29 protein-coding genes are annotated in these 24,039 nt (G+C 57.7%); 20 read left to right on the forward strand and 9 right to left on the reverse strand.

The features are described from left to right. Positions 1 to 160 precede the first annotated feature (160 nt). Positions 161 to 685, reverse strand: coding sequence for a DUF4946 domain-containing protein (locus tag AC3ZVB_RS10670; RefSeq protein WP_490146497.1), 525 nt, complete (start codon positions 683 to 685; stop codon positions 161 to 163). A gap of 145 nt (positions 686 to 830) precedes the next feature. Between AC3ZVB_RS10670 and gloA the strand changes: the two genes are divergently transcribed. Then, positions 831 to 1,352, forward strand: coding sequence for a lactoylglutathione lyase (gene gloA, locus AC3ZVB_RS10675; RefSeq protein ID WP_162436488.1), 522 nt, complete (start codon positions 831 to 833; stop codon positions 1,350 to 1,352). A gap of 77 nt (positions 1,353 to 1,429) precedes the next feature. Here the strand turns inward: gloA and ahpF are convergent, their stop codons facing one another. The 3 genes from ahpF to AC3ZVB_RS10690 all read right to left on the reverse strand — a co-directional run bounded on the left by ahpF (position 1,430) and on the right by AC3ZVB_RS10690 (position 5,077). After that, on the reverse strand, positions 1,430 to 2,992 hold the full coding sequence (gene ahpF, locus AC3ZVB_RS10680; RefSeq protein ID WP_490146498.1) for an alkyl hydroperoxide reductase subunit F: 1,563 nt from the start codon (positions 2,990 to 2,992) through the stop codon (positions 1,430 to 1,432). A 124-nt stretch (positions 2,993 to 3,116) separates the two neighbouring features. Beyond that, positions 3,117 to 3,680, reverse strand: a complete 564-nt coding sequence (ahpC, locus tag AC3ZVB_RS10685) for an alkyl hydroperoxide reductase subunit C (protein ID WP_010460707.1) — start codon at positions 3,678 to 3,680, stop codon at positions 3,117 to 3,119. Positions 3,681 to 4,105: 425 nt separating this feature from the next. Next, positions 4,106 to 5,077 carry a site-specific integrase gene (locus AC3ZVB_RS10690; RefSeq protein WP_490146499.1) on the reverse strand — a complete coding sequence of 324 codons (972 nt, stop codon included), beginning with the start codon at positions 5,075 to 5,077 and terminating at the stop codon, positions 4,106 to 4,108. A 182-nt stretch (positions 5,078 to 5,259) separates the two neighbouring features. On the opposite strand from AC3ZVB_RS10690, the gene AC3ZVB_RS10695 reads away from it, so the two are divergent. Beyond that, a complete protein-coding gene (locus tag AC3ZVB_RS10695) occupies positions 5,260 to 6,270 on the forward strand; it encodes a DNA-binding protein (RefSeq protein WP_490146500.1) in 1,011 nt (336 codons plus the stop codon). Here the strand turns inward: AC3ZVB_RS10695 and gorA are convergent. Further along, on the reverse strand, positions 6,267 to 7,625 hold the full coding sequence (gene gorA / locus AC3ZVB_RS10700; RefSeq protein ID WP_490146501.1) for a glutathione-disulfide reductase: 1,359 nt from the start codon (positions 7,623 to 7,625) through the stop codon (positions 6,267 to 6,269). The genes AC3ZVB_RS10695 and gorA overlap by 4 nt on opposite strands. Positions 7,626 to 7,927: 302 nt before the next feature. Next, positions 7,928 to 8,767 carry a UTP--glucose-1-phosphate uridylyltransferase GalU gene (gene galU, locus AC3ZVB_RS10705; protein WP_010460715.1) on the reverse strand — a complete coding sequence of 280 codons (840 nt, stop codon included), beginning with the start codon at positions 8,765 to 8,767 and terminating at the stop codon, positions 7,928 to 7,930. Positions 8,768 to 9,057: 290 nt separating this feature from the next. On the opposite strand from galU, the gene AC3ZVB_RS10710 reads away from it, so the two are divergent. Both AC3ZVB_RS10710 and AC3ZVB_RS10715 read left to right on the forward strand, forming a co-directional pair. Continuing rightward, positions 9,058 to 9,246 carry a hypothetical protein gene (locus tag AC3ZVB_RS10710; protein ID WP_490146502.1) on the forward strand — a complete coding sequence of 63 codons (189 nt, stop codon included), beginning with the start codon at positions 9,058 to 9,060 and terminating at the stop codon, positions 9,244 to 9,246. Between the two features lie 140 nt (positions 9,247 to 9,386). Then, positions 9,387 to 9,668: a hypothetical protein gene (locus AC3ZVB_RS10715; RefSeq protein WP_162436494.1), complete on the forward strand. Its 282-nt coding sequence runs from the start codon at positions 9,387 to 9,389 to the stop codon at positions 9,666 to 9,668. A gap of 10 nt (positions 9,669 to 9,678) precedes the next feature. Here AC3ZVB_RS10715 and AC3ZVB_RS10720 read toward each other — a convergent pair whose 3' ends face one another. Together AC3ZVB_RS10720 and AC3ZVB_RS10725 are read right to left on the reverse strand one after the other, a co-directional pair. Next, positions 9,679 to 9,909: a hypothetical protein gene (locus tag AC3ZVB_RS10720; RefSeq protein WP_162436495.1), complete on the reverse strand. Its 231-nt coding sequence runs from the start codon at positions 9,907 to 9,909 to the stop codon at positions 9,679 to 9,681. Positions 9,910 to 9,982: 73 nt separating this feature from the next. After that, positions 9,983 to 10,339: a hypothetical protein gene (locus AC3ZVB_RS10725; protein WP_162436578.1), complete on the reverse strand. Its 357-nt coding sequence runs from the start codon at positions 10,337 to 10,339 to the stop codon at positions 9,983 to 9,985. 211 nt (positions 10,340 to 10,550) lie between these two features. Here AC3ZVB_RS10725 and AC3ZVB_RS10730 point away from each other — a divergent pair, with 211 nt between their 5' ends. The 5 genes from AC3ZVB_RS10730 (at position 10,551) to ada (ending at position 13,694) form a co-directional block, all read left to right on the forward strand. Next, on the forward strand, positions 10,551 to 10,853 hold the full coding sequence (locus AC3ZVB_RS10730; RefSeq protein WP_162436496.1) for a DUF1883 domain-containing protein: 303 nt from the start codon (positions 10,551 to 10,553) through the stop codon (positions 10,851 to 10,853). A 28-nt stretch (positions 10,854 to 10,881) separates the two neighbouring features. After that, positions 10,882 to 11,058, forward strand: a complete 177-nt coding sequence (locus AC3ZVB_RS10735) for a hypothetical protein (RefSeq protein WP_178114276.1) — start codon at positions 10,882 to 10,884, stop codon at positions 11,056 to 11,058. A 108-nt stretch (positions 11,059 to 11,166) separates the two neighbouring features. After that, on the forward strand, positions 11,167 to 11,874 hold the full coding sequence (locus tag AC3ZVB_RS10740; RefSeq protein ID WP_490146503.1) for a 2OG-Fe(II) oxygenase: 708 nt from the start codon (positions 11,167 to 11,169) through the stop codon (positions 11,872 to 11,874). A 3-nt stretch (positions 11,875 to 11,877) separates the two neighbouring features. Next, the gene (alkB, locus tag AC3ZVB_RS10745) at positions 11,878 to 12,543 is read left to right on the forward strand and encodes a DNA oxidative demethylase AlkB (RefSeq protein WP_490146504.1); all 666 of its coding nucleotides are present in this window, start codon (positions 11,878 to 11,880) and stop codon (positions 12,541 to 12,543) included. Positions 12,544 to 12,629: 86 nt separating this feature from the next. Continuing rightward, positions 12,630 to 13,694: a bifunctional DNA-binding transcriptional regulator/O6-methylguanine-DNA methyltransferase Ada gene (ada, locus tag AC3ZVB_RS10750; protein WP_490146505.1), complete on the forward strand. Its 1,065-nt coding sequence runs from the start codon at positions 12,630 to 12,632 to the stop codon at positions 13,692 to 13,694. A gap of 109 nt (positions 13,695 to 13,803) precedes the next feature. Here the strand turns inward: ada and acuI are convergent, their stop codons facing one another. Then, positions 13,804 to 14,787, reverse strand: coding sequence for an acrylyl-CoA reductase (NADPH) (acuI, locus tag AC3ZVB_RS10755; protein WP_490146506.1), 984 nt, complete (start codon positions 14,785 to 14,787; stop codon positions 13,804 to 13,806). 192 nt (positions 14,788 to 14,979) lie between these two features. On the opposite strand from acuI, the gene AC3ZVB_RS10760 reads away from it, so the two are divergent. From AC3ZVB_RS10760 to AC3ZVB_RS10810, 11 genes are all read left to right on the forward strand, one after another. Beyond that, positions 14,980 to 16,041: an NAD(P)H-dependent flavin oxidoreductase gene (locus AC3ZVB_RS10760; RefSeq protein WP_490146507.1), complete on the forward strand. Its 1,062-nt coding sequence runs from the start codon at positions 14,980 to 14,982 to the stop codon at positions 16,039 to 16,041. 314 nt (positions 16,042 to 16,355) lie between these two features. Further along, complete coding sequence (gene modA, locus AC3ZVB_RS10765) at positions 16,356 to 17,123, forward strand: molybdate ABC transporter substrate-binding protein (RefSeq protein ID WP_490146508.1); 768 nt, start codon at positions 16,356 to 16,358, stop codon at positions 17,121 to 17,123. Further along, complete coding sequence (gene modB / locus AC3ZVB_RS10770) at positions 17,124 to 17,804, forward strand: molybdate ABC transporter permease subunit (protein ID WP_490146509.1); 681 nt, start codon at positions 17,124 to 17,126, stop codon at positions 17,802 to 17,804. 3 nt (positions 17,805 to 17,807) lie between these two features. Then, the gene (gene modC / locus AC3ZVB_RS10775) at positions 17,808 to 18,887 is read left to right on the forward strand and encodes a molybdenum ABC transporter ATP-binding protein (protein ID WP_490146510.1); all 1,080 of its coding nucleotides are present in this window, start codon (positions 17,808 to 17,810) and stop codon (positions 18,885 to 18,887) included. Positions 18,888 to 18,961: 74 nt separating this feature from the next. Then, positions 18,962 to 20,008 (forward strand): DNA topoisomerase IB, encoded by a 1,047-nt coding sequence (locus tag AC3ZVB_RS10780; protein WP_194692070.1) that lies wholly within the window; start codon positions 18,962 to 18,964, stop codon positions 20,006 to 20,008. A gap of 191 nt (positions 20,009 to 20,199) precedes the next feature. Continuing rightward, a complete protein-coding gene (locus AC3ZVB_RS10785; protein ID WP_490146511.1) occupies positions 20,200 to 21,849 on the forward strand; it encodes an ABC-F family ATP-binding cassette domain-containing protein in 1,650 nt (549 codons plus the stop codon). Positions 21,850 to 21,920: 71 nt separating this feature from the next. Beyond that, entirely contained in the window at positions 21,921 to 22,142 is a 222-nt protein-coding gene (locus AC3ZVB_RS10790) for a hypothetical protein (RefSeq protein ID WP_162436580.1), read from the forward strand. Between the two features lie 111 nt (positions 22,143 to 22,253). Next, a complete protein-coding gene (locus AC3ZVB_RS10795) occupies positions 22,254 to 22,484 on the forward strand; it encodes a hypothetical protein (RefSeq protein WP_140671772.1) in 231 nt (76 codons plus the stop codon). Positions 22,485 to 22,786: 302 nt separating this feature from the next. After that, entirely contained in the window at positions 22,787 to 23,071 is a 285-nt protein-coding gene (locus AC3ZVB_RS10800) for a hypothetical protein (protein ID WP_162436506.1), read from the forward strand. Positions 23,072 to 23,136: 65 nt separating this feature from the next. Then, positions 23,137 to 23,565 carry a hypothetical protein gene (locus AC3ZVB_RS10805; protein WP_490146512.1) on the forward strand — a complete coding sequence of 143 codons (429 nt, stop codon included), beginning with the start codon at positions 23,137 to 23,139 and terminating at the stop codon, positions 23,563 to 23,565. A 240-nt stretch (positions 23,566 to 23,805) separates the two neighbouring features. Continuing rightward, positions 23,806 to 23,994, forward strand: coding sequence for a hypothetical protein (locus tag AC3ZVB_RS10810; protein WP_162436508.1), 189 nt, complete (start codon positions 23,806 to 23,808; stop codon positions 23,992 to 23,994). The last annotated feature ends 45 nt before the right edge of the window (positions 23,995 to 24,039 follow it).

Below are 24,039 nucleotides of genomic sequence, written 5' to 3' on the forward strand. Positions count from 1 at the left end.
TCTCCGTGATAAAACAAAGCCCTGTCCTGCAGGGCTTTTTCATGGGCACACTAAAAGACATGGACTAAAGAATGTTAAATCGGTAGCGCCCGACTAACTTTCGGCTTAATCCTTTTGGGCATCCAAACATCATCGATCGCGTCACGCGTTGCCCCTTCGGTTAAAGTTGCAAACTGTTGCGAGCCGCCGCTATTTCTTCCTGGCTCGCCTTATAAACCTGCGCCTGTCCCGCATACGAAAGTACATAGGCCTTATCGCCATCCACCGCGGCAACCAATGTTTGTGACAGCACATGCCGCCCGTTTTGTGTGATGGTGCAGGTGGTTTCCAGTGCCGCTAAACGGCTCAAGCGCGTCTCGTGAATCTTGTTGCAAACACTTTGATAACCGCTCTGGAAGAAGTCTTTCTGGACGGCTTTGCGCATCTCCAGCAACACCCCCTCAAGGTTGACTTGATGCCCGTTTTCCACCTGCGTCATGGTCAACTCCATGACCAGTGTCGGTGACCCGTCCTGATCGTTTTTCACTGCACGCTGGCGCGAAACCCTGGACGTTGCGTCGTCGGGCACGATGGCTTCGATTTCCCAACCGATTGGCCAGGTGATCACCGGTGTCTGCGCGTGAACACAGGTCACGGCAGACAGTGAGCCAATCAAGACGAGGGTCGATACACGAAATCGGGACATTGCGCTAAACACTCAGGGGTGGAGCGGTAAAGTCTGAGCTGCGCCCGCCCGTCAGGCAATAGCGGATGCATTGGGTTTGGTGATGTCCCAAGCCTTGCGTATCATTGCTGCCATTCGTTAGCCCCACTTATTTACCGGAGGGCCCATGAGCCTGCACGAATTGAACACCTTCCCTGGCGTCACCGCCCAACCTGATTCCGCGACCCAGAAGTTCGTCTTCAACCACACCATGTTGCGAGTAAAGGACATCACCAAGTCGCTGGATTTCTACACCCGCATCCTGGGTTTCTCGCTGGTTGAAAAGCGCGACTTCCCGGACGCCGAATTCAGCCTGTACTTCCTGGCACTGGTCGATAAAAACCAGATCCCTGCCGACGCTGCCGCGCGCACCGAATGGATGAAGTCGATTCCTGGCATTCTGGAACTGACGCACAACCACGGCACCGAGAACGACGCGGATTTCGCTTACCACAACGGCAACACCGACCCACGTGGGTTTGGCCATATCTGCATTTCGGTGCCGGATATCGTGGCTGCCTGCGAGCGTTTTGAAGCGCTGGGTTGCGATTTCCAGAAGCGCCTGAACGACGGCCGCATGAAGAGCCTGGCGTTCATCAAGGACCCGGATGCTTACTGGGTCGAGATCATTCAGCCAGCGCCGATGTAATCAAAATCAAAAGATGATCGTTCCCACAAAAAACCCCATGATCGCTCATGGGGTTTTTGTGTTTTCAGCGCCGGCGTTTATGCCGGGGCGGACGTGCGGATCAAGTGATCGAATGCGCTGAGCGAAGCCTTGGCGCCCTCGCCCACTGCAATCACAATCTGTTTGTACGGCACCGTGGTCACGTCTCCAGCGGCAAATACACCCGGCATCGATGTCTCGCCTCGAGCATCAACAATGATCTCGCCGCGTGGCGACAGCTCAATGGTGCCTTTGAGCCAATCGGTGTTCGGTAACAGACCGATCTGTACGAAGATGCCTTCCAGGTCGACGGTGCGCAGCTCGTCAGTTTGACGATCCTTGTAACGCAAGCCATTGACCTTCTGACCGTCGCCCGTCACTTCCGTGGTTTGCGCACTGGTGATCACCGTCACGTTGGACAGGCTGTGCAATTTGCGTTGCAGAACGGCGTCGGCGCGCAGTTGCACGTCGAACTCCAGCAGGGTCACGTGAGCGACAATACCCGCCAGATCGATGGCCGCTTCGACGCCGGAGTTGCCGCCGCCAATCACTGCCACGCGCTTGCCTTTGAACAGCGGACCGTCACAGTGCGGGCAGTACGCCACGCCTTTGTTGCGGTACTGCTGCTCACCCGGGACGTTCATTTCACGCCACCGCGCACCAGTCGCCAGAATTACGGTCCGCGCTTTCAGCGACGCACCGCTGGCGAAGTGGATTTCGTGCAGCTCGCCATTCTTGCCCGGCACCAGCTTGTCGGCACGCTGCAGGTTCATGATGTCGACGTCGTATTGCTTGACGTGTTCTTCCAGCGCCACAGCCAGTTTCGGCCCTTCGGTTTCCTGTACGGAGATGAAGTTTTCGATCGCCATGGTGTCCAGCACCTGCCCACCAAAACGCTCCGCCGCAACACCGGTACGAATGCCTTTACGGGCAGCGTAGATGGCAGCCGAAGCACCGGCAGGGCCACCGCCGACCACGAGCACATCGAAGGCTTCTTTGGCGCTGATTTTTTCGGCCTGACGCTCGATACCGCTGGTGTCGATCTTGGCGAGGATTTCTTCCAAACCCATGCGACCCTGACCGAAGTTCACCCCGTTAAGGTAGATACTTGGCACGGCCATGATCTGGCGCTCATCGACTTCCGCCTGGAACAGCGCGCCGTCGATGGCCACGTGGCGGATGTTCGGATTGAGCACCGCCATCAAGTTCAGCGCCTGGACCACGTCCGGGCAGTTCTGGCAGGACAGCGAGAAGTAGGTCTCGAAGCTGAACTCGCCCTTGATGGAACGGATCTGTTCGATCACTTCAGCGCTGGCTTTCGATGGGTGGCCACCCACTTGCAGCAGGGCCAGCACCAACGAGGTGAATTCGTGGCCCATGGGGATACCGGCGAAACGCAGGCTGATATCGGCACCCGGGCGGTTGATCGAGAACGATGGTTTGCGCGCATCGTCACCGTTGTCGAGCAACGTAATGTGTGTGGAAAGACTGGCAACGTCTTTCAAGAGTTCGAGCATTTCACGGGATTTCGCACCGTCGTCGAGGGAGGCAACGATCTCGATCGGCTGGGTGACCCGTTCCAGGTATGACTTCAACTGGGCTTTTAAATTGGCGTCCAACATACGGGCGATTTCCTTTTTTTGAATTCGTAAAAAAAACGCCCGAGCGAATCTCGCCCGGGCGTTTTTGAGGGCGGTGCAGCTTACTTAGGTGCGGGAGACCGCCCTGATGGTGCGTGTCACAGACTTAGATCTTGCCGACCAGGTCCAAAGACGGAGCCAAAGTAGCCTCGCCTTCTTTCCACTTGGCTGGGCAAACCTGGCCTGGGTGAGCAGCGACGTACTGAGCAGCCTTGATTTTGCGCAGCAGTTCGGAAGCGTCACGACCCACACCGCCGTCGTTCAGCTCGACGATTTTGATCTGGCCTTCAGGGTTGATCACGAAAGTGCCACGGTCAGCCAGACCGGCGTCTTCGATCAGTACGTCGAAGTTGCGGGAGATGGCGTGGGTCGGGTCGCCAATCATGGTGTACTGGATTTTGCCAATGGCTGGCGACGTGTTGTGCCAGGCAGCGTGGGCAAAATGGGTGTCGGTGGAAACGCTGTAGATCTCGACGCCCAGTTTCTGGAATGCGTCGTAGTTATCAGCCAGGTCTTCCAGCTCGGTCGGGCAAACAAAAGTGAAGTCGGCTGGGTAGAAGAACACGACAGACCATTTGCCTTTCAGGTCAGCGTCCGACACTTTTACGAAGTCGCCGTTTTTGAAGGCGTCAGCTTTGAAGGGTTTAACTTGGCTGTTGATGATAGGCATCGATGACTCTCCGTCAGGGGTTGAAAAGTTGATGGAATGAATCCTACCTATTCAATTCCCCGATGGCTCATTGGCAAAGCTCATGCTGCTGATTGGTTTTGGCTATTAGCCGACTGTATTAATAGAAGAAATGGGTATCTAGCGGGGTTCGGTGAGCGCTAAGAGCCAGGAACCAAGAGTCAGGTGCCATAAGCCTGGAGCCAAGAGCCAAGAGCCAAGAGCCAGGAGCCGAGCACTTGTGGCGAGGGGATTTATCCCCGTTCGGCGACGTAGTCGTCGCAAAACCAGTGCGCGCGGTATGCCTGATTCACCTGATAACCGGATTTCGGGGTTGCTTCGCAAATCAACGAGGCGGTGCGACGTTTCGCTGAATCCCCTCACCACAAGAACCAGGATCGACAGCTGCTTCAGGGTGATGTGCAGCGTCAGGGTGCCAACGGTTTTTCCGTGAGTCGCGTCATGCCTGGAAACGGACTCGCCTCCACATAACGCATGGCTGACTTCATGTCCTTCCAGCCGACATAACTCATCAGCGACTTCAAATCCCATCCGCTCTGATGTGCCCACGTAGCAAATCCGCGTCGCAGCGAATGGCTGGTGTAATGCTCGGCAGAAATGCCTGCGCGCTCCAGCGCCTGACGCAGCAGCGGGATCACGCTGTTAGGGTGCAGGCCCGCCTCGCTCAAATGCCCCCAACGGTCAATCCCTCGAAACACCGCCCCCCGCACCAGCGCGGCTTCGGTGATCCACTCGATATAGGCCTGCACGGGACACAAACGCTGCAGCGCTGGCGTTTGGTACGTCTTGCCAAGGTTTTCGCGGTCACCCTTGGTGCGAGGCAGGTAAAGGCTGATGCCGGTGCCGGCGCTCGCTTGAACGTGCTCGATCTGGATTCGGCACAGCTCATCGCTGCGAAAGCCACGCCAGAAGCCCATCAGGATCAGCGCCGTATCGCGTCGGGCCCTAAGCAGTGCCGATTGATCGTGCTCAGATTTAGCGGTCTGCGCTTCCTGCTCCAGCCAGGCAATTACTTGCTCAAGATGCTGCAACTGCAAAGGCTCGGCCTGTTTCTCCTGAGCCGGATGAAGCGCGCGTATGCCCTTGAACACTTTGCGCACGACAGGCGCCTTGGTGGGATCGGCGAAGCCCTGGCTGTTGTGCCATTGCGCAAGCGCCGATAAACGCAGCTTCAACGTATTGATCGACAACACACCGGCATGCGCCACCAGATAACGCGCGACGCTGTCTGCAGTCGCAGGCAGGAAGCCGCCCCAACTGACCTCAAAGTGTTCGATGGCCGCGCGATAGCTGCGACGGGTGTTGTCCCGAGTGGCGGCTTGCAGGTATCGATCGAGATCACTCATGGAAATGGCCTTGCGCAGAGCCTGTGGGAGCATCGCTTGCTCCTACGGGGTTGGGGTGTACGGACATAGCGGTGAAAACGCGTCAAAAATGCGCTGACACGGGATAATACCAGTATATCCCGCATCATAAAGTGACCTTATTTAACTTTACAACCAACGTGGTACACTGCCGTTTTTAGTGGTACGTACCACAGTACGAAATCGTAGGAGAGTGCATGGCTCGCGGCGGCATCAATAAAGCAGTGGTTCAAACGGCACGCCTGGCAATCCTTGCCCGGGGCGAGCATCCCAGCATCGACGCGGTACGTATCGAGATGGGCAATACCGGTTCTAAAACCACGATTCATCGGTATCTGAAAGAGCTGGATGACGGCGTAGAACCCACAGAAAGCCCATCCGAACCCATCGATGATGAGCTGACTGCGCTGGTTTCTCGCCTTGCGCAGCGCCTCAAAGAACAGGCCCAGGAGCCCATCGACCAGGCTCGCGCCCAGTTCGATCAGCAAAAGACCGCACTGGATGCGCAGTTGGCACAGGCACAGGAAGCCAACACCGAATTGCATCATCAGTACGAGATTCAGACGCTGGCGCTGACACAGGAATCGGACACGCTGCAGAACACTGTCGCCCTGCTGCAAACCGAACAGACCCGCAATGCCGGACTGAACCAGGCACTGGCCGATTTCGAATTAAGGTTGCAAGACAAGGATGAGCAGATCCGCTCCCTTGAAGAGAAACACCTGCACGCCCGGGATGCTCTGGAGCACTACCGCAACGCGGTCAAAGAGCAACGCGAGCAGGAGCAGCGACGCCACGAAGGACAGGTGCAACAGGTGCAGATGGAGTTGCGTCAGGCGCAGCAAAGCGCACTGGTACGTCAGGACGAAATCACGCAACTGCACCGCGACAATGAGCGCCTGCTGACGGAAAACCGCGGAACGTTGCGCGAATTGAGCCTGCTGCAGGACCAGCTCAAGCAAACGCACAGCCGGCAGGATCAGTTGCTCGAACAGGTCAACCGGATCGACACCGAACGCACCCTCCTCCAGGAACGCTTGCGTGCAGCACTGCTGGAAAGCCAGTCACTTAAACAGAGCGTCGAGGAGCAGTCGCAGGCGAACAAGATGCTGGAGATTGAATTGCTCAAGACTCAGGCGAGTCTCGATGAGCGCGTGCGACTGGCGGCTGTCGTTGCGACAGCGCCAGCCACAGCGGAGGCCGATTAACCCGCGACAGGCGTTCGCATGGTGACGAACTCTTCGGCGGCAGTCGGGTGCACCCCGATGGTGTCGTCGAAGTCACGCTTGGTGGCGCCCGCCTTCAGGGCGATTGCCAGGCCCTGGACGATTTCACCCGCGTCCGGACCGACCATGTGACATCCCAGCACCTTGTCGGTCTTGGCATCCACCACCAGTTTCATCAGGGTGCGCTCCTGGCATTCGGTCAGGGTCAGTTTCATCGGACGGAAACGGCTTTCGTAGATCACCACGTCGTGTCCGGCATCCCGCGCCTCTTCCTCGGTCAAACCGACAGTGCCGATGTTCGGCAAGCTGAACACTGCCGTCGGGATCATTTTGTAATCCACCGGACGATAGTGCTCAGGCTTGAACAGGCGACGCGCAACGGCCATGCCTTCGGCGAGTGCGACGGGGGTCAGCTGCACTCGACCAATTACATCGCCCAGCGCCAGTATCGAAGGCTCTGCCGTCTGATACTGTTCGTCGACTTCGACAAAGCCTTTCTTGTCCAGTTTGACGCCGGTGTTTTCCAGCCCCAGGTTGTCCAGCATCGGACGTCGACCCGTAGCGTAGAAAATACAGTCGGCGTGCAGCTCGCGACCGTCCTTGAGGGTCGCTTTCAGGCTGCCGTCGGACTGCTTGTCGATACGCTCGATGTCGGCATTGAATTGCAGATTCATGCCGCGCTTGGTCAGCTCTTCCTGCAAATGCTTGCGCACCGAACCGTCGAAACCGCGCAAGAACAGATCGCCGCGATACAGCAATGTCGTCTCGGCGCCCAGCCCCTGGAAAATCCCGGCAAATTCAACCGCGATGTACCCGCCACCGACGACCAGTACACGCTTGGGCAACTCTTTCAGGAAGAACGCCTGATTGGAGCTGATCGCATGTTCATGCCCTGGGATTTCCGGGATCTGCGGCCAGCCACCGGTGGCAATCAGGATGTTTTTTGCGGTATGGCGCGCGCCATTGATCTCGACGGTATGGGGATCGACGATCTTGGCGTGGCCTTCATGCAAGGTCACGCCACTGTTTACCAGCAGGTTGCGGTAAATCCCGTTCAGGCGGTTGATCTCGCGATCCTTGTTGGCGATCAGCGTCGCCCAATCGAAATCAGCCTCGCCCGGTGTCCAGCCAAATCCGGACGATTGCTCGAAGTCATCGGCAAAATGCGCACCGTAGACCAGCAATTTCTTCGGCACACAGCCGACGTTTACACAGGTGCCACCCAGATAGCGGCTTTCAGCCACTGCCACTTTCGCGCCAAATCCCGCCGCAAAACGCGCAGCACGCACACCGCCGGAACCGGCACCAATCACATAAAGGTCAAAATCGTAGGCCATCTTCAATCTCCTCGGCAGGCCAACAGCATACCCGCAGACGCCGGGCGGGCAAGCGCAATACACGATTTTGGAACGGACCTGACCGACAAAAGCCGGAGACCCCCTGTAGCAGCTGGCGCAGCCTGCGTTGGGGCGCGAAGCGGCCCTGATTTTCAAGCCGACATCAAAGCATCCCGCAAAAGCGACCGCTTCGCAGTCGGACGCAGCCTTCGGCAGCTGCTACAGGTAAAGCATTCGGTATTGGCTGAACATGAAAAAGCCACCCGAAGGTGGCTTTTTCAATACAAGCAGGTCAGGCGCTATTAGTAGGCCTTGCCAGTCTTGTAGAAGTTCTCGAAGCAGAAGTTGGTCGCGTCGATGTAGCCTTCAGCACCACCACAGTCGAAACGCTTGCCTTTGAACTTGTAGGCCATCACACAGCCATTCTGCGCCTGTTTCATCAGCGCGTCGGTGATCTGGATTTCACCGCCCTTGCCTGGCTCGGTCTGTTCGATCAGGTCGAAGATGTCCGGTGTCAGGATGTAGCGACCGATAATGGCCAGGTTCGACGGCGCGTCTTCAGGCTTTGGTTTTTCAACCATGCTGTGAACGCGGTAGATGTCATCGCGGATCATCTCGCCGGCAATCACACCGTACTTGTGAGTCTCTTGCGGATCGACTTCCTGGATGGCGACGATCGAGCAGCGGAACTGCTTGTACAGCTTGACCATCTGGGTCAGTACGCCGTCACCTTCAAGGTTGACGCACAAGTCATCCGCAAGCACCACGGCGAACGGTTCGTCGCCGATCAGCGGACGACCGGTCAGGATTGCGTGGCCCAGGCCTTTCATTTCGGTCTGGCGGGTGTAGGAGAACGAGCAGTTGTCGAGCAGTTTGCGGATACCGACCAGGTATTTTTCCTTGTCGGTGCCTTTGATCTGGTTTTCCAACTCGTAGCTGATATCGAAGTGGTCTTCCAGTGCGCGTTTGCCGCGACCGGTCACGATGGAAATTTCGGTCAACCCAGCGTCCAGGGCTTCTTCAACGCCGTACTGGATCAGTGGCTTGTTTACCACCGGCAGCATTTCTTTGGGCATGGCTTTAGTCGCTGGCAGGAAGCGAGTACCGTAACCGGCTGCTGGGAACAAGCATTTCTTGATCATAAAAGTCCTTGTAAGGGCTGTGTGTACGAGTTTCGGCGCAGTCTAATCAGGCGGCGGGCACCTTACAATGCCCCGCGCTGGCTAACCGATGCCATCATAGAGAAATATTCTGTCGGATAGTTCCGCAAACCGGTTTTGTAGATTGCGCCGGCTCCTATAGATAGCAGAGATCGTCCGTCCTGCCTGTACCGGCAATCGGGCAGGCGTCGGATCACCATACGCTGATCGGCACCACCTTAGGGCATTTGGCGCTATCATTGCGCATTGAACCAAGCCAACGAGGCAGATAGATGTCGGAAGCAAAAAGCGTCAACGGGTTCCTGATCAATCAGGCGAAGGACGGACAATGGTGGGTGGCTGGCGCTAATGGCGAGAGTATTGCCGGGCCGTTCCCGACTGAAGCCAGCGCGATTGAAGTGGCATCAGTGTTGCAACTCGAACACCCGCCCACCAAGCGACGCGGTAAAGACAAGATCTGATTTGAACTTATTCGTGACAGAAGCCCTGCACTGTGCAGGGCTTTTTTGTGATGACCCGCAACGAAGTGGCCTTTCGCTATAACCTTTTGATGCCAGCGCTGTCACAGGCTTAGCCCCATTATCCTGACGACGACAACGACATGAATAAATTCTTACCCCTGATCGCACTATTGGCCCTTGGCGGCTGCGCAACATCCGAAACAACCTACCTGAACAACGGGGAACAAGGGCTTGCGATCGATTGCTCCGGGGAAGCCAATTCCTGGGCAACGTGTTACGAGAAAGCCGATGCATCGTGCGCCGGTACCGGCTATCGAATCGTAGGCACTGACGGCACACCTTCACTCAAGGAAAGCGACAAGACCTTGGGCGTCGATGTCGGCAACTTCAAAAACCGCAGTGTCGTGGTGGTGTGCAAGTAGGGCCCCTGCCCTACATGTGGATTTCGGCGAATTTGATTCCGAGACCTCGAACGGTCTCGATCAAATCGTCGAGACGACTGAAGGATTCGACTTCGTCGTTTTCATCGACCAGAAAGTAGCTACGCCCCTCGCTTTTCTTGAAAAAAACGATCCACTCCCCTGAATTGGCCGGGTTCTGAATCACATGCGTGGCAGAAATCAGGCCCTCTGCATGACGTTCCCGTACCTGCTCTCTTTTCATTACTCGACTCCAGAAATGACAATGCCGCCAAAGCGTTGCTTTGACGGCATCTATGCGTGCGGACTGTAGTTTATCAGCCCGATATGCAGGCCGTGGCGGCATTTCGAACATCCCATGGGCGCAACGGCACATTGGAAATGCGCTCGTGCAGCTTGATGCTGCTGCCCGTTGAGCGATCTTCGATATCAAACACCGCGGCCGGCCCAGAGGTCAGCTTTTGCGGAACGATCACTCGGACACCGTCCTTGTGCGGTTCGATTTGCAGAGCGCCCCGGCTACTGGCCAGCTTCTCGGTCAGGCACTGCGCATACTCCTGGGGCTTCTTGCCTGAGATCACGCTCATGGTCGGCAACGTTTCATTGATCTCCGAAACACTTGCGCAACCACCGATCGACAACGCCAATGGCAAAACCAACACACCCCACTTCATACAAAACCTCCGATAAAGAGCCTCCGACAGCACAAATGCCGTTTTTCTCCGAGGCTCACTGCGTTTATCGCTCATGGATCTCCAAATAACCGGTTTAATTGTCAAAGTGGACCACGGCGGCCGGATAATAACCTGTTCGGGCTGATAAACTGCGCCCATCGCCCAAGCTATCGTTTTGATTTTGTAGAAAAAGCCCTTCTGGAGGCGCCTCATGAAATTTATCCACCAGCGCGAGCACCTCAACGAAGACGACATCGTCGTCATTCAATGCTCCCAAACCTGCAACATCCGCTTGATGAACGACGCCAACTTTCGCAGCTTCAAAAATGGCGGCCGTCATACGTATCACGGCGGAGCGTTTGACACTTTCCCGGCGCGAATTACTGCACCGAGTACCGGTTTCTGGAACATCACGATCGACACGGTCAGCAACCGGGCCATCAGCGTGACCCGCAAACCGACCCTGACACACTCGATCAAGATCATCCGCCGCTCCAACTCGAAACTGAGTTGAGTAACGCTCTTACACGAAGACAGCAGGAATGACCGTGGCCCAAACGACCAAATACGTCATCAAATACAAACTCAACGGCGAACGTCGGTTCGAGTTTGCACAGCTCGAAAACGGCACGACAGAAGAAGCCAAGGCTGCGCTGGATGTGATTCACGGCCAAGGCGACGACGTGATAAGCGAAATTAGCGTGAGCAAAGCGCTGTAGGAGCAATGCGACCGGCGCCTGCCAGAGTTCGACCGCAAGCGCCGGAGTGATTCCGCCGCAGGCCCGTCCCAGACTGTCACCTTTAACCCTGCGTTAAGGAGTCAGGACATGTTTGATGAGCGTTCGCTCGATGGATTCGACTGGGACGGTCTGCAACAGCAACTCGACCAGGATGGCTGCGCCGTGATCAAGTCGTTGTTGAGCGATGAGGATTGCGCGGATATCAGCGCGATGTATTCGCAATTCGAGCCATTCCGCTCTCAAGTGATGATGGCTCGCCATGGCTTTGGCCGTGGCGAGTACAAGTACTTCAAGTATCCACTGCCTGAACTCGTCAGCCGCTTGCGTCGCGCGCTCTACCCTCGTCTGGTGGCGATCGCCAATCGCTGGTACGAATGCATGAACTTGCCCACCCGATTCCCCGATCAACATGAAGCGTTTATTCAGCGCTGCCATGCCGCTGGTCAGGAACGTCCGACCCCCTTATTGCTGCAGTACGGTCCTCAAGACTACAACTGCCTGCACCAGGATTTGTACGGTGAACACGTTTTCCCGCTGCAAGTGGCGATTCTTCTGTCAGAACCGGATGAAGACTTCACAGGAGGCGAGTTCGTGCTGACCGAACAGCGCCCACGAATGCAGTCGCGCCCGCAAGTCATCGGTCTGAAAAAAGGCGACGGGGTCATCTTTGCGGTCAATCAACGTCCGGTCAAAGGCATCCGCGGTGACTACCGCGTTACCCTGCGCCATGGCGTGAGTCGTCTGCACACTGGAAAGCGGCACACCTTGGGCATCATCTTTCACGACGCGTTATGAGCCATGAACCCGACTACTTTAGACATGTTCGCCAACCTCGAACCCGAGCAACATCCCAGGCGCGAGCAGATGGGGAAACAGTCCTACGTGCTCAGGGGCTTCGCCCTGCCCTGGCTGGATCGATTACTGCCTGAACTCGAGGCGGTGCTGAAGGCTGCACCATTTCGGCAGATGGTCACGCCGGGCGGGTTCACCATGTCGGCAGCCATGAGCAGTTGCGGCACCTGGGGCTGGACGACCGACCGCAGTGGCTATCGCTATACCCGACAAGACCCGCTAAGTGGCGAGCCTTGGCCGGACATGCCCGAGGTGTTTTTTCATCTTGCCCAGGCAGCAGCGCGAGAGGCGGGATTCGAAGCGTTCCTGCCTGATTCCTGCTTGATCAATCGCTACGTTCCCGGTGCAAAAATGTCATTGCACCAGGACAAGAACGAAACGTCCTACGACGCGCCCATTGTCTCAGTGTCCCTGGGGTTGCCGGCGATGTTCCTGTTCGGCGGATTTGAACGCAGCGATAAATGCCAACGAGTGCCGCTGTTGCATGGCGATATTGTGGTTTGGGGCGGTGTCGACCGTTTGCGATATCACGGCGTTTTGCCTATCAAGGAAGGGCAGCACCCGCGACTGGGCGAACAACGGATCAACTTCACGTTTCGTACCGCCCGATGAACATCCGAATTCAACCGCAAGCACCGGAGTGTGGTGAACGGGTGCGGGACTTAGTCTGAATGAAACGTCGCAACGGAAATGACGCAATGACCACTCATTCGACCAGGATCACCATCGAGAACGACCCGCGCTGGGCCGCCGTGGTTGCACGCGACCCGCGTGCGGACGGGCAATTCGTGTACGCGGTCAAAACCACCGGCGTCTATTGCCGGCCCAGCAGTCTGGCGCGGTTGCCCAACCCGCAAAATGTCGAATTCTTCGACACCGCCGAACTGGCCCAGGCCGCGGGATATCGCCCCAGCAAACGCGCAGCAAAAGATCAGAGCGAGATCGCGGCGCAGCATGCGGCCACGGTCGCCGGTGCCTGCCGGCAGATCGAAGAGGCCGAGGAGCTACCGGCGCTCAGTGACCTGGCGTTAGCGGCAGGGCTCAGCAGCTTTCACTTCCACCGGGTGTTCAAGGCCGTGACCGGGCTGACGCCCAGGGAGTACGCCCGCGCACATCGATCTCGCAAAGTGCGCGAGCATCTGGGCAATGGCGGCTCGGTCACTGATGCGTTGTACGACGCCGGCTTCAATTCCAATAGCCGGTTTTACGCAGCGGCGGACCATGTGCTGGGCATGAAACCCGCTGATTACCGAGCCGCCGGCCAAAACAACGACATCAGGTTTGCCGTCGGCCAGTGTTCGCTGGGGGCGATCCTGGTGGCGCAAAGTGAACGCGGCGTTTGCGCGATCCTGCTGGGCGATGATCCGCATCAACTGGTCTGCGATCTGCAGGACAAATTCCGTAGAGCCAATCTGATTGGCGCTGATCACGCGTTCGAGCAACTGATCGCCAAGGTGGTTGGCTTTATCGAGGCCCCGGCGCTTGGCCTGGACTTGCCGCTGGATCTGCGCGGTACCGCGTTTCAGGAGCGGGTCTGGCTGGCATTGCGCGAGATTCCTGTAGGCAGTACGGCCAGCTATGCCGAAATCGCGCAGCGTATCGGTGCGCCGAAATCCTACCGCGCCGTGGCTCAAGCCTGTGGGGCTAACAGCCTGGCGGTGGCGATTCCTTGCCACCGGGTTGTGCGCAGCGATGGCGATCTTTCAGGGTATCGCTGGGGGGTTGAGCGCAAGCGGCAATTGTTGGAGCGTGAGGGGCGTTAGGTTTTCAAGATCAAAAGATCGCAGCCTCGTTTCACTCGACAGTTTCTACAAGGGTTATGCGTACACCTGTAGGAGCTGTCGAGTGAAACGAGGCTGCGATCTTTTAAATTTAGCGATTAACGTCCACCACCACTCTCCCCCGCAACTGACCCGCCAGCAACCGTGGAGCGGCCTCGATGACCTCGTTCAATCCGATCTCGTGGCTGATCAGCGGCAACAATGCGACGTCCAGATCCCGCGCCAGGCGATCCCAGGCCAGCACACGCCTGGCTTTTGGCTGGGTCACGCTATTGATACCGGCCAGGGTGACGCCGCGCAAAATGAAAGGGGCAACAGATGCCGGGAAATCCATCCCTTGTGCCAGCCCGCACGCTGCAACGGTTCCGTTGGATTTTGTGGCGGCGCAGGCGTTGGCCAGGGTATGGCTGCCGACTGAATCGATGACCGCCGCCCAGCGTTCCTTGGCCAACGGCTTGCCCGGCTCGGACAATGTGCCACGATCAATGATGTCACTGGCACCCAATTGCTTGAGGTACTCATGCTCGGAAGTCCGGCCCGTGGACGCGACCACCCGATAGCCCAGCTTGCTCAGCAATGCGATGGCGAAACTGCCTACGCCTCCGTTGGCACCCGTGACCAGTACTTCGCCCTGTTCCGGCGTCACACCGTTGTGTTCCAGCGCCAGGATACTCAACATCGCCGTGTAGCCCGCCGTGCCAATGGCCATCGCCTGGGCCGCTGTGAACGCCTCGGGCAACGGAATCAGCCAGTCGCCGTTCAGGCGCGCTTTTTGTGCCAATCCACCCCAGTGCCCTTCACCCACACCCCAGCCATTGAGTAAGACGTTATCCCCGACTTTGTAGTCCGGATGCTCGCTGCTTTCGACAGTACCGGCCAGATCGATTCCCGGCACCATCGGGAATTTTCGCACCACCGGGCTGCTACCGGTAATCGCCAGGCCATCCTTGAAGTTCAGCGTGCTGTAAGCCACGCGCACCGTCACATTGCCTTCGGGCAATTGATCGTCATTGATCGCTTGCAGTGTGGCCTGGTAACCGCTGTCATCTTTGTTGATCAGAATGCCGTTGAACATTGATGCCTCCTGAGAAAACTTGCAGAGTGGGTGCCGTTCAAATAGCACTTGGCACTGTGTTGCCCTACCCGACTTTAAGCCAATCCGGGTTTGATGGGGCGGGCGATGGGTTGGGCTGGCCTTGCGTCAGGCATTAAGATACACATTCAGCGCCACTGCCCTGTCCTGTTATTTCGCCGGAGAGCACACCCAATGAGTCAATGGCCAGACACGCGCATTCTCGACCTGTTAGGGATCGAACTGCCCATCATTCAGGCCCCCATGGCCGGTGCGACCGGCTCGGCCATGGTCATCGCTGCCAGCAATGCCGGTGGCCTGGGCTCGATGCCCGCCGCCATGCTGAGTACCGATCAGTTGCGTGAGGAACTGACGACCATTCGCCAGCAGACCCAGCGGCCGTTCAGCGTCAACTTCTTCTGCCATCAACCTCCCGCACCAGATGACCAGCGTACCCGTGACTGGAAGAACCTGCTGGAACCGTACTATCGCGAGTTGGGTGTCGACTTCGACGCACCGACGCCGGTGTCCAATCGCGCGCCCTTCGATAACGCCACCTGTGAAGTGATCGAAGCGCTCCGTCCTCCTGTGGTGAGTTTTCATTTCGGCCTACCCGAAAAATCGTTGCTGGATCGGGTCAAGGCAACCGGCGCAAAAGTGCTGTCTTCGGCCACCACCGTCGAAGAAGCCATATGGCTTGAGCGTCAGGGCTGTGATGCGATCATCGCCATGGGCTATGAAGCCGGCGGCCATCGCGGGATGTTCCTGAGCGATGATCTCAACAGCCAGGTGGGCACCTTCGCGCTCGTGCCGCAGATTGTCGACGCGGTGACTGTGCCGGTGATTGCAGCAGGCGGCATCAGCGACGCTCGCGGTGTCGCGGCGGCGTTTCTGCTGGGCGCGTCGGCGGTGCAGGTCGGCACCGCATACTTGTTTACGCCGGAAGCCAAGGTCAGCGCGTCACACCACAAGGCGCTGCGAACGGCCAAAGAAAGTGAAACCGCCGTCACCAATATTTTCACGGGGCGCCCGGCGCGGGGAATTCTCAATCGGGTGATGCGCGAACTCGGGCCGATCAGCAACACAGCGCCGGCCTTCCCACTTGCGGGTGGCGCTTTGATGCCGTTGCGGGCCAAAGGAGAAGCGGATTTCAGTAACCTGTGGGCGGGTCAGGCTTTCACCCTCGGAGTGGAGTTGACCACCGAAGAGCTGACCCGACGGCTGGCGGAAGAAGGCCTGGCGAAGTTGATTCGTTAGGTTAGGTAAACACCTCGACCCGTGTAGCGGCTGGCGAAGCCTGCGTTCGGCGGCTCTGTGGCGAGGGGATTTATCCCCGTTGGGTCACGCAGTGGCCCCAAATTTTTACGACTGCTGCGCAGCCGAACGGGGCGGTGCGACGTTTCGATAAATCCCCTCTCCACAACAGAGGCGAACGCAGGCTTCGCCAGCTGCTATACGGTTTATAGCCAATCAGATGTATACAATCCCGTTCCGTTTGCAGGCATTTCGCTATATATTTCGCTACATAGCGTTTACCCAACTCGCTGTCCTGCCGACTACGGAGCCGTTTCATGACCCTATGCGCCTCACGTTTTGCCCCCACAGCCTTTGCCAGCCTGATCGCGGTATTCGCCTTCGGCTCTGCCCAGGCTGACGAAGTTCAGGTGGCCGTCGCGGCCAACTTCACCGCGCCGATTCAGGCCATTGCCGCTGATTTCGAAAAGGACACCGGGCACAAACTGGTGGCTGCTTATGGTGCGACGGGTCAGTTCTACACCCAGATCAAGAATGGCGCGCCGTTCGAGGTGTTCCTCTCGGCAGACGACACCACCCCGCAAAAACTGGAAGCCGAAGGCGATACGGTCAAGGGCTCGCGCTTCACTTACGCCATCGGCACGCTGGCGCTGTGGTCGGCCAAGGAAGGTTACGTCGACAGCAAAGGCAAAGTGTTGAGCGACAACCAGTATCAGCACCTCTCCATCGCCAACCCGAAAACGGCGCCTTACGGACTGGCCGCCACCCAGGTGTTGGCCAGACTGGGCCTGACCGACCAGGTCAAAGGCAAGATCGTTGAAGGCCAGAACATCACTCAGGCCTATCAGTTCGTCTCCACCGGCAACGCCGAACTGGGCTTCGTCGCCCTTTCACAGATCTACAAGGACGGCAAAGTCACGGGTGGTTCGGCCTGGATTGTTCCGGCCGACATGCACGACCCGATCAAGCAGGACGCGGTGATCCTCAACAAAGGCAAGGACAACCCGGCCGCCAAGGCGCTGGTTGAATACCTCAAAGGTCCAAAAGCCGCCGCTCTCATCAAGTCCTACGGTTACCAACTCTAAATGACGCTATCGAGTGCCGACTTCGCCGCGATCTGGCTGACCCTGAAACTCGCGTCGCTGACGACGGTTATCCTGCTGGTGATCGGCACTCCGATCGCGTTATGGCTGTCGCGCACCTCGTCCTGGTTGCGCGGACCGGTCGGGGCGATCGTCGCCCTGCCTTTGGTCCTGCCGCCCACGGTGATTGGCTTTTACTTGTTACTGGCACTCGGCCCGCACGGGTTTATCGGCCAGTTCACCCAGTCACTCGGGCTCGGCACCCTCACCTTCAGTTTTGCAGGGTTGGTCATCGGCTCAGTGCTCTACTCGATGCCCTTCGTGGTTCAGCCGCTGCAAAACGCTTTTTCTGCCATCGGCACCCGCCCACTGGAGGTCGCCGCGACGTTGCGCGCCAATCCCTGGGACACGTTTTTCAGCGTGATCCTGCCACTGGCGCGCCCCGGTTTCATAACGGCGGCGATACTCGGTTTCGCTCACACCGTGGGTGAATTCGGCGTGGTGCTGATGATCGGTGGCAACATTCCGGACAAGACCCGAGTGGTCTCAGTGCAGATTTACGATCACGTCGAGGCCATGGAATACGCCCAGGCCCATTGGTTGGCCGGTGCCATGTTGGTCTTCTCTTTTGCCGTGTTGCTGGCGCTCTATTCCAGCCGCAAAATCAAAACGGGCTGGAGCTGACCGATGATTCATACGCGCCTTAAACTCAGTTATTCCGGGTTCGCTCTGGACGTGGACCTGCAGTTGCCGGGTCGTGGCGTCACCGCGCTGTATGGGCACTCCGGCTCCGGCAAGACCACCTGCTTGCGCTGCATCGCCGGCCTGGAAAAAGCCGATCTGGGGTTTATCCAGGTCAACGATGAAGTCTGGCAGGACAGCGAAAAGCACCTTTTCGTCCCGCCGCATAAACGCGCGCTGGGCTATGTTTTCCAGGAAGCCAGCCTGTTTCCTCATCTGTCAGTGCTGGCCAATCTGGAGTTTGGTCTCAAGCGAATCCCGAAAGCACAACGCCGGGTCGACATGGCCCACGCCACCGAACTGCTCGGGATCGGCCATCTGCTGGACCGGCATCCCCAGCATCTGTCAGGCGGCGAACGTCAGCGCATCGGCATCGCTCGTGCCCTGCTCACCAGCCCGAAATTGTTGCTGATGGACGAGCCGCTGGCAGCGCTCGACAGTCAGCGAAAAAACGAAATCCTGCCTTACTTGCAACGGTTGCACGATGAGCTGGACATCCCGGTTTTGTACGTCAGCCATTCTCAGGATGAAGTGGCGCGGTTGGCCGACCACATCGTTTTACTCAACGACGGTAAAGCGCTGGCCAGCGGCCCGATTGGTGAAACCCTCGCGCGCCTGGACCTGCCGCTGGCGATGGGCGGTGATGCCGGCGTGGTGATCGAAGGCCATGTCAGCGCCTATGACGCTGACTACCAACTGCTGACGTTGCAACTGCCGAACACCGACATGAGCATTCGCGTGGCCCACGCGCCCATGACCCAAGGTCAGGCGTTGCGCTGCAAAGTTCACGCACGGGATGTCAGCCTGAGCCTGCAGAGTGTCGGACAAAGCAGCATCCTCAATCGCCTGCCCGTCACGGTGATCAGTGAAATGGGTGCGGACAACGCCGCTCACGTGCTGGTGCGCCTGGACGCCGCGGGCACACCCTTGCTGGCACGCATTACGCGTTTTTCCCGAGACCAACTGGCCATACACCCGGGCCAGCAACTCTGGGCGCAGATCAAGGCGGTGGCCGTGCTGGCGTAAATCCGCTGGCACGACTGCAAAAGTGCGCGGTCAATGGCTGTAACGGCCCCTGATTTGCGCCAAGGAAAACCGCCATGCCCGATACCGCGTTGCCTGATGTGCTGCCACCGGACCTGCATTATGTCGATGACACGCAGCCTGGAATCACGCGCAAGAAATTGCGCGGCAAGTTCTGTTATTTCGATCCTTCAGGTCAGCGCATCACTGACCCGGATGAAATCAAACGCATCAATGCCCTCGCCGTCCCACCGGCCTACATTGATGTGTGGATTTGCGCCGACCCGCGTGGCCATCTGCAAGCCACCGGGCGCGATGCACGCGGGCGTAAGCAATACCGTTACCACGCGCGCTGGCGCGAAGTACGCGACGCAGATAAATACTCACGCCTGAGGGATTTCGGACGGGCCCTGCCAAAACTGCGCAAACAGCTTGAGGCGTTGCTGGAGGCTCCAGGCTTCAGTCGCGAGAAAGTCATGGCCACTGTGATTACCTTGCTTGACGCCACTCTGATCAGGGTCGGCAATACCCAATACGCTCGTGACAACCGTTCGTATGGCCTCACCACCCTGCGCAGCCGTCACGTTGAGGTCAATGGCAGTGCCATCCTGTTTCAATTCCGCGGCAAAAGCGGCGTTGAACACCAGATCACGGTGAAAGACCGGCGCCTGGCTCGGATCATCAAGCGTTGCCTGGAGATTCCCGGGCAAAATCTGTTCCAGTACCTGGACGAAAACGGCGAACGCCATACCGTCAGCTCCTCCGACATCAACGCCTATCTGCAATCCCTCACTGGCGCAGATTTCACCGCCAAGGATTACCGCACCTGGGCCGGCAGCGCGCTGGCGTTGTCGGTGTTGCGCGAATTGCACTGGGAGCCGGAATCGGATGCCAAGCGGCATGTGGTGGAGATGGTGAAGAACGTCGCCAAACAGCTGGGCAACACCCCTGCGGTCTGCCGCAAGTGCTACATCCATCCGGCGGTGCTGGACGGATTTCTGCTGGGTGCGCTGGCCGAACTGCCGAAACCCAGGACGCGCAAAGGACTGCGGGCTGAGGAAGTCGGGCTGGCGATGTTTCTGGAGCAAATGGTCGAAGCTGCGCAGAACGCTGAACTTCGGTGATCCCTGTAGGAGCTGTCGAAGGCTGCTCCTACAGGAATCTTGAACGATGCTGAATCCTCGTCTAGGCTAGCCGCCTTCTCCTTCCCTTCAGGATGACCTTCGACGTGAACAACTAAGCCTTCCAAAAAATGTTTCCACGACAAGTTGCCAACGGCGCTTGTTGGTCTTTTCGACATTTTCCGGAGGTGCCTATGACTCACGTCACGCGTCTGCCTGCACTCGTCTCACTGAACCATCTGGGTTTCAAGTTCGCCAATGGCGAAACTGTTTTCGACGCCTTGACCCTGAGCTTCGACCGCGTTCATACAGCCATCGTCGGCCGAAATGGCATTGGCAAAAGCGTGCTTGCCCGCTTGATTGCCGGACGACTCAAACCCACCTCAGGAACACTGGATGTCCAGGCTGAGGTGGGGTATGTGCCGCAAACATTTTCGCTACACGTCGAGCAAACGGTCGCCCAGGCGACGGGTACCGCAGACGCGCTGATGGCGTTGTCGCGTGTGCGTCTGGGAATTGCCTCGAATGAAGATCTCGAGACCCTGGCTGAACGCTGGGATGTGGCGGACCGGCTGCGCTCGCAGCTGGACGAAGCAGGGCTTTTCGACGTTCGGCACGACACCCCGACTCACCTCCTGAGCGGCGGACAACAAGCGCGGATCGCGTTGATCGGCGCGTTTCTCGCGCAGGCGCAATTGCTGGTGCTGGATGAGCCCACTAATCATCTGGACACGGAAGGACGTCAGTGGCTGAAGCGCAAACTTGCACAATGGCGCGGCGGGTTGATTGTTGTCAGCCACGATCGACAGCTGCTCAATCAGGTTGATCGAATCGTCGAACTCACGCCGCTTGGATCAAACGTTTTTGGCGGCAACCATGAGGTGTTCCGGGCCCAACGAGCGATCGACCAAGCGGCGAGCCGTGCGACGCTTGATCGGGCACGCACTGATCGCAAGCGGGAACGGGTTCGTTTGCAGCGTGAGCACGACACGGTTCAGCGACACGCTGCCTGCGCCCGTAAAAAGGCTGAAAGCGCCAACGTATCGGGATTCGAACGCGCAAAAATGAAGGGCGCGGCCATGGATGCGATGGGGCCCATTCACCGGGCACATAAGGCCCGCAAAAACCTGCTCGATGTTCGGGTATCCGATGCCAACGCCAGAACACTGCTCGATGAGCCCGTCATGGTGTACTTGCCCGGCACGCTGATCCCGACGACCAGGCAAGTACTGACGCTGGTTGACGTGCAGCTGCCTTGGCAGCCAGCAGACGCAGCGCCTTTAAGCCTTTCTCTCGCGGGGCCCGTGCGAATCGTTGTGAGTGGCCCGAACGGTTGCGGCAAGTCGACTTTGTTACGGATGCTCGCGGGGGAAGTCGAGCCAGTCAGTGGACAGTGCAGTACTCACGTTCCCTGCGCTTTTCTGGATCAGCAACTGGCGATACTGGATGATCAGCGCTCCATCCTGGAACAACTGGCGCTGTTGGATACACCACTGACAGAAGGCACGTTGCGTAGCCACCTGGCACATCTACACCTGGGCGCCAACCACGTCACCCGCCCGAGCGGTTTACTCAGCGGCGGCGAACGCTTGAAGGCTGCGATCGCTATTGCGCTGTGGCGGCAAACACCCGCGCAACTGCTGCTGCTCGATGAGCCGAGCAATCACCTCGACCTGGAATCCATATCAGCCTTTGAAACAGCGTTGCAGGCATTTCCCGGAGCAATCGTGGCGGTCTCTCACGATCAGCATTTTCTCGCCGCATTGGCACCGACTCATGCCCTCAACTGGGCGTCGCAGGGATGGCATTTATCGACGATGGATGAGCGCGATCAGACGAATTGAACCGTCCTGGTTTTGCACGATTGCAAATGGCTTCTATAGTTGATGTGACAGAAATCAGCTGCGGTGGCGCCATGGAAGACATTTTCGTCGTTAAGCGTTGCAACAAGATCATCATCCATGGCCGCCGAGCCGGGGAAGTCAGTCATCAACCCCCCGACGCCGCTGTCTGGTATCGAATTGCCGATTCCCGCACTCGCGGCTTCATCGGTGACGGCTTCGATCTTGAAGAAGACGCCCGGCGCGCATGCCAGCTGCTTAATGCCAGGTCCCGCGTGACGGCCCGACAAGGCTGAAAGGCGGGTCTATACTGAAAAAGCTGAAGGAACAGCGTCCCCATCGGCAGAAAGCTCGCACCTCGCGGGCTTTTTGCTGCCATTGCCAGGTTTCTTGAACGGAGGTGTTACATGTCCGAAAAAGAGTCCATCACCACCCTGCTCACCTTGCTTGATTCACGCCAGGCGCGTTTGGCTGCGGCGTGCAAGGAAATCGCCGACTGGGTCGATCACCAAGGCGGACACCCGACTGCCCTGCGAATCCGTGATCGCCTGAACGATATCGAGAAAGACACACCGTTGATCCGCAACACCCTGTCTTCGCTCAAACCCGTCGACCGGCCGCTGCCACGTTTCAGATAGTCTGATCGGGATACTCGATTCGCGGACATGGCCTGATTCAGGACGCATGAACGGCGGCGTTATCGCTACCGGGTGCGTCCTTGTCTGAGTGCTCTTGCAAATACCGCCTGGCCCCGCGCCGGGATTTTTTTTGCCCATACCTTTCACGTTGCTTTCACATTGCTTGCCCTAAGGTGGAATCACTCCTTTGATGAATCCCCTTGGCCCGCCCGCATGCGGGCCATTTTTTTGCCTTTTTTCGGACCATCGAACGTCGTCGAGCACAGAAGGTCAAAACCTTACACGTCACAAGGAGACGTCTAATGGTTACTCACTTCAGCGTCAGCGGGCATCTTGCCTGCGGTCACCAAGGCAAAAACCTGGTTTCAACGCGCGAACTGAACCGGGTGAAATGCAGAAGCTGCCGAAACACCGACGCGTACAAAGATGCACGCAAAGATCAACGCAACTCGGCACGCCGGGCTGCACGCAAAACCAAAGTCACGCATACCGCCAATGACTGGCGCGCGGCTTGGGTCGAGCGCCTCACCGCGCTGGCCGGACGACAGCGATTGCCTCGCGGATTTACCGGTCAACCTTTCGTTTAGCTTGATGGTCGGCGGCTGGATCCGGTCATCGGTGCTCAGCCGCCCTTGCTGCAGAGGAAATCCTGATGAACAGTCGATTCCTGCTTCTCGTCATCGTCAGCCTGAGTCCGAACCTGGTCATGGCCCAAGGGTGTGACGTGATGACCCGGTCCCAGAGCCCTTCGGTCCCGGTTGTTGAATCCCACACCTGTTACGAATACGAAGGCATGCCGGTGGACGCCATCGACTGGTCCTGCAGCAATGAAAGCAAAGAGATGCTCACCAGCACCAAGAAAAAAGTCGAACAATGTGGTGATCATTATCAAGCCACCTGCCTGGCCACACTGACGCAAGAATCCCTGGCGAATCCCCAGTCCATCAGCAAGGACAAAAACAGCCAGTCGGTCAACATCCCTAACAATGCCCAAATCACCACGTACTACTACGGGGCCGAGCACTTGAATCAATCAAAGATCGACTGCGAAACCGGTGGCGGTAGTTGGAAAACCAGATAAAGGCCAGGTAGTTGGCGGAACATTACAAAGGTGCAGCTGACATCCCTGCAGAGACTCCGTCAGGTTGTTGTTCATTCGGGTAAACTGCCGAGCAGTGCTTTACTCGACAGCGAAATCAAGCGTGCACCATGAGGCTTTGGATTCTATATATCGGGCGCTGGACCGGATCGGAATTGGCGAAGTCGCAGGGTTGCGAGGTTTAATAGATGACCGCCAAGAATCTGAAAATAGGCTTATCCCATGGCTCACTCACTCAAATACCAGATAACCGAATCCGTTCGTGTCGTAGAGATTGAGGTGGGAAAACTGCTCGATTTAGCCACGATGCTCAAAGACGATGGGAATGATGTCCTGTCAACGACCGTGTCGGATCAGGCCAACAAATTGCTCGAGGCATCGGTAGCGCTGAGAATTGCGATGGCGGGCTGACTGCTTGAGTCATCTCTAATCCGTCATCTTTTTTTTGTTTACCCG

It is taken from the genome of Pseudomonas sp. MDV22-iso1 (genome assembly GCF_058145095.1).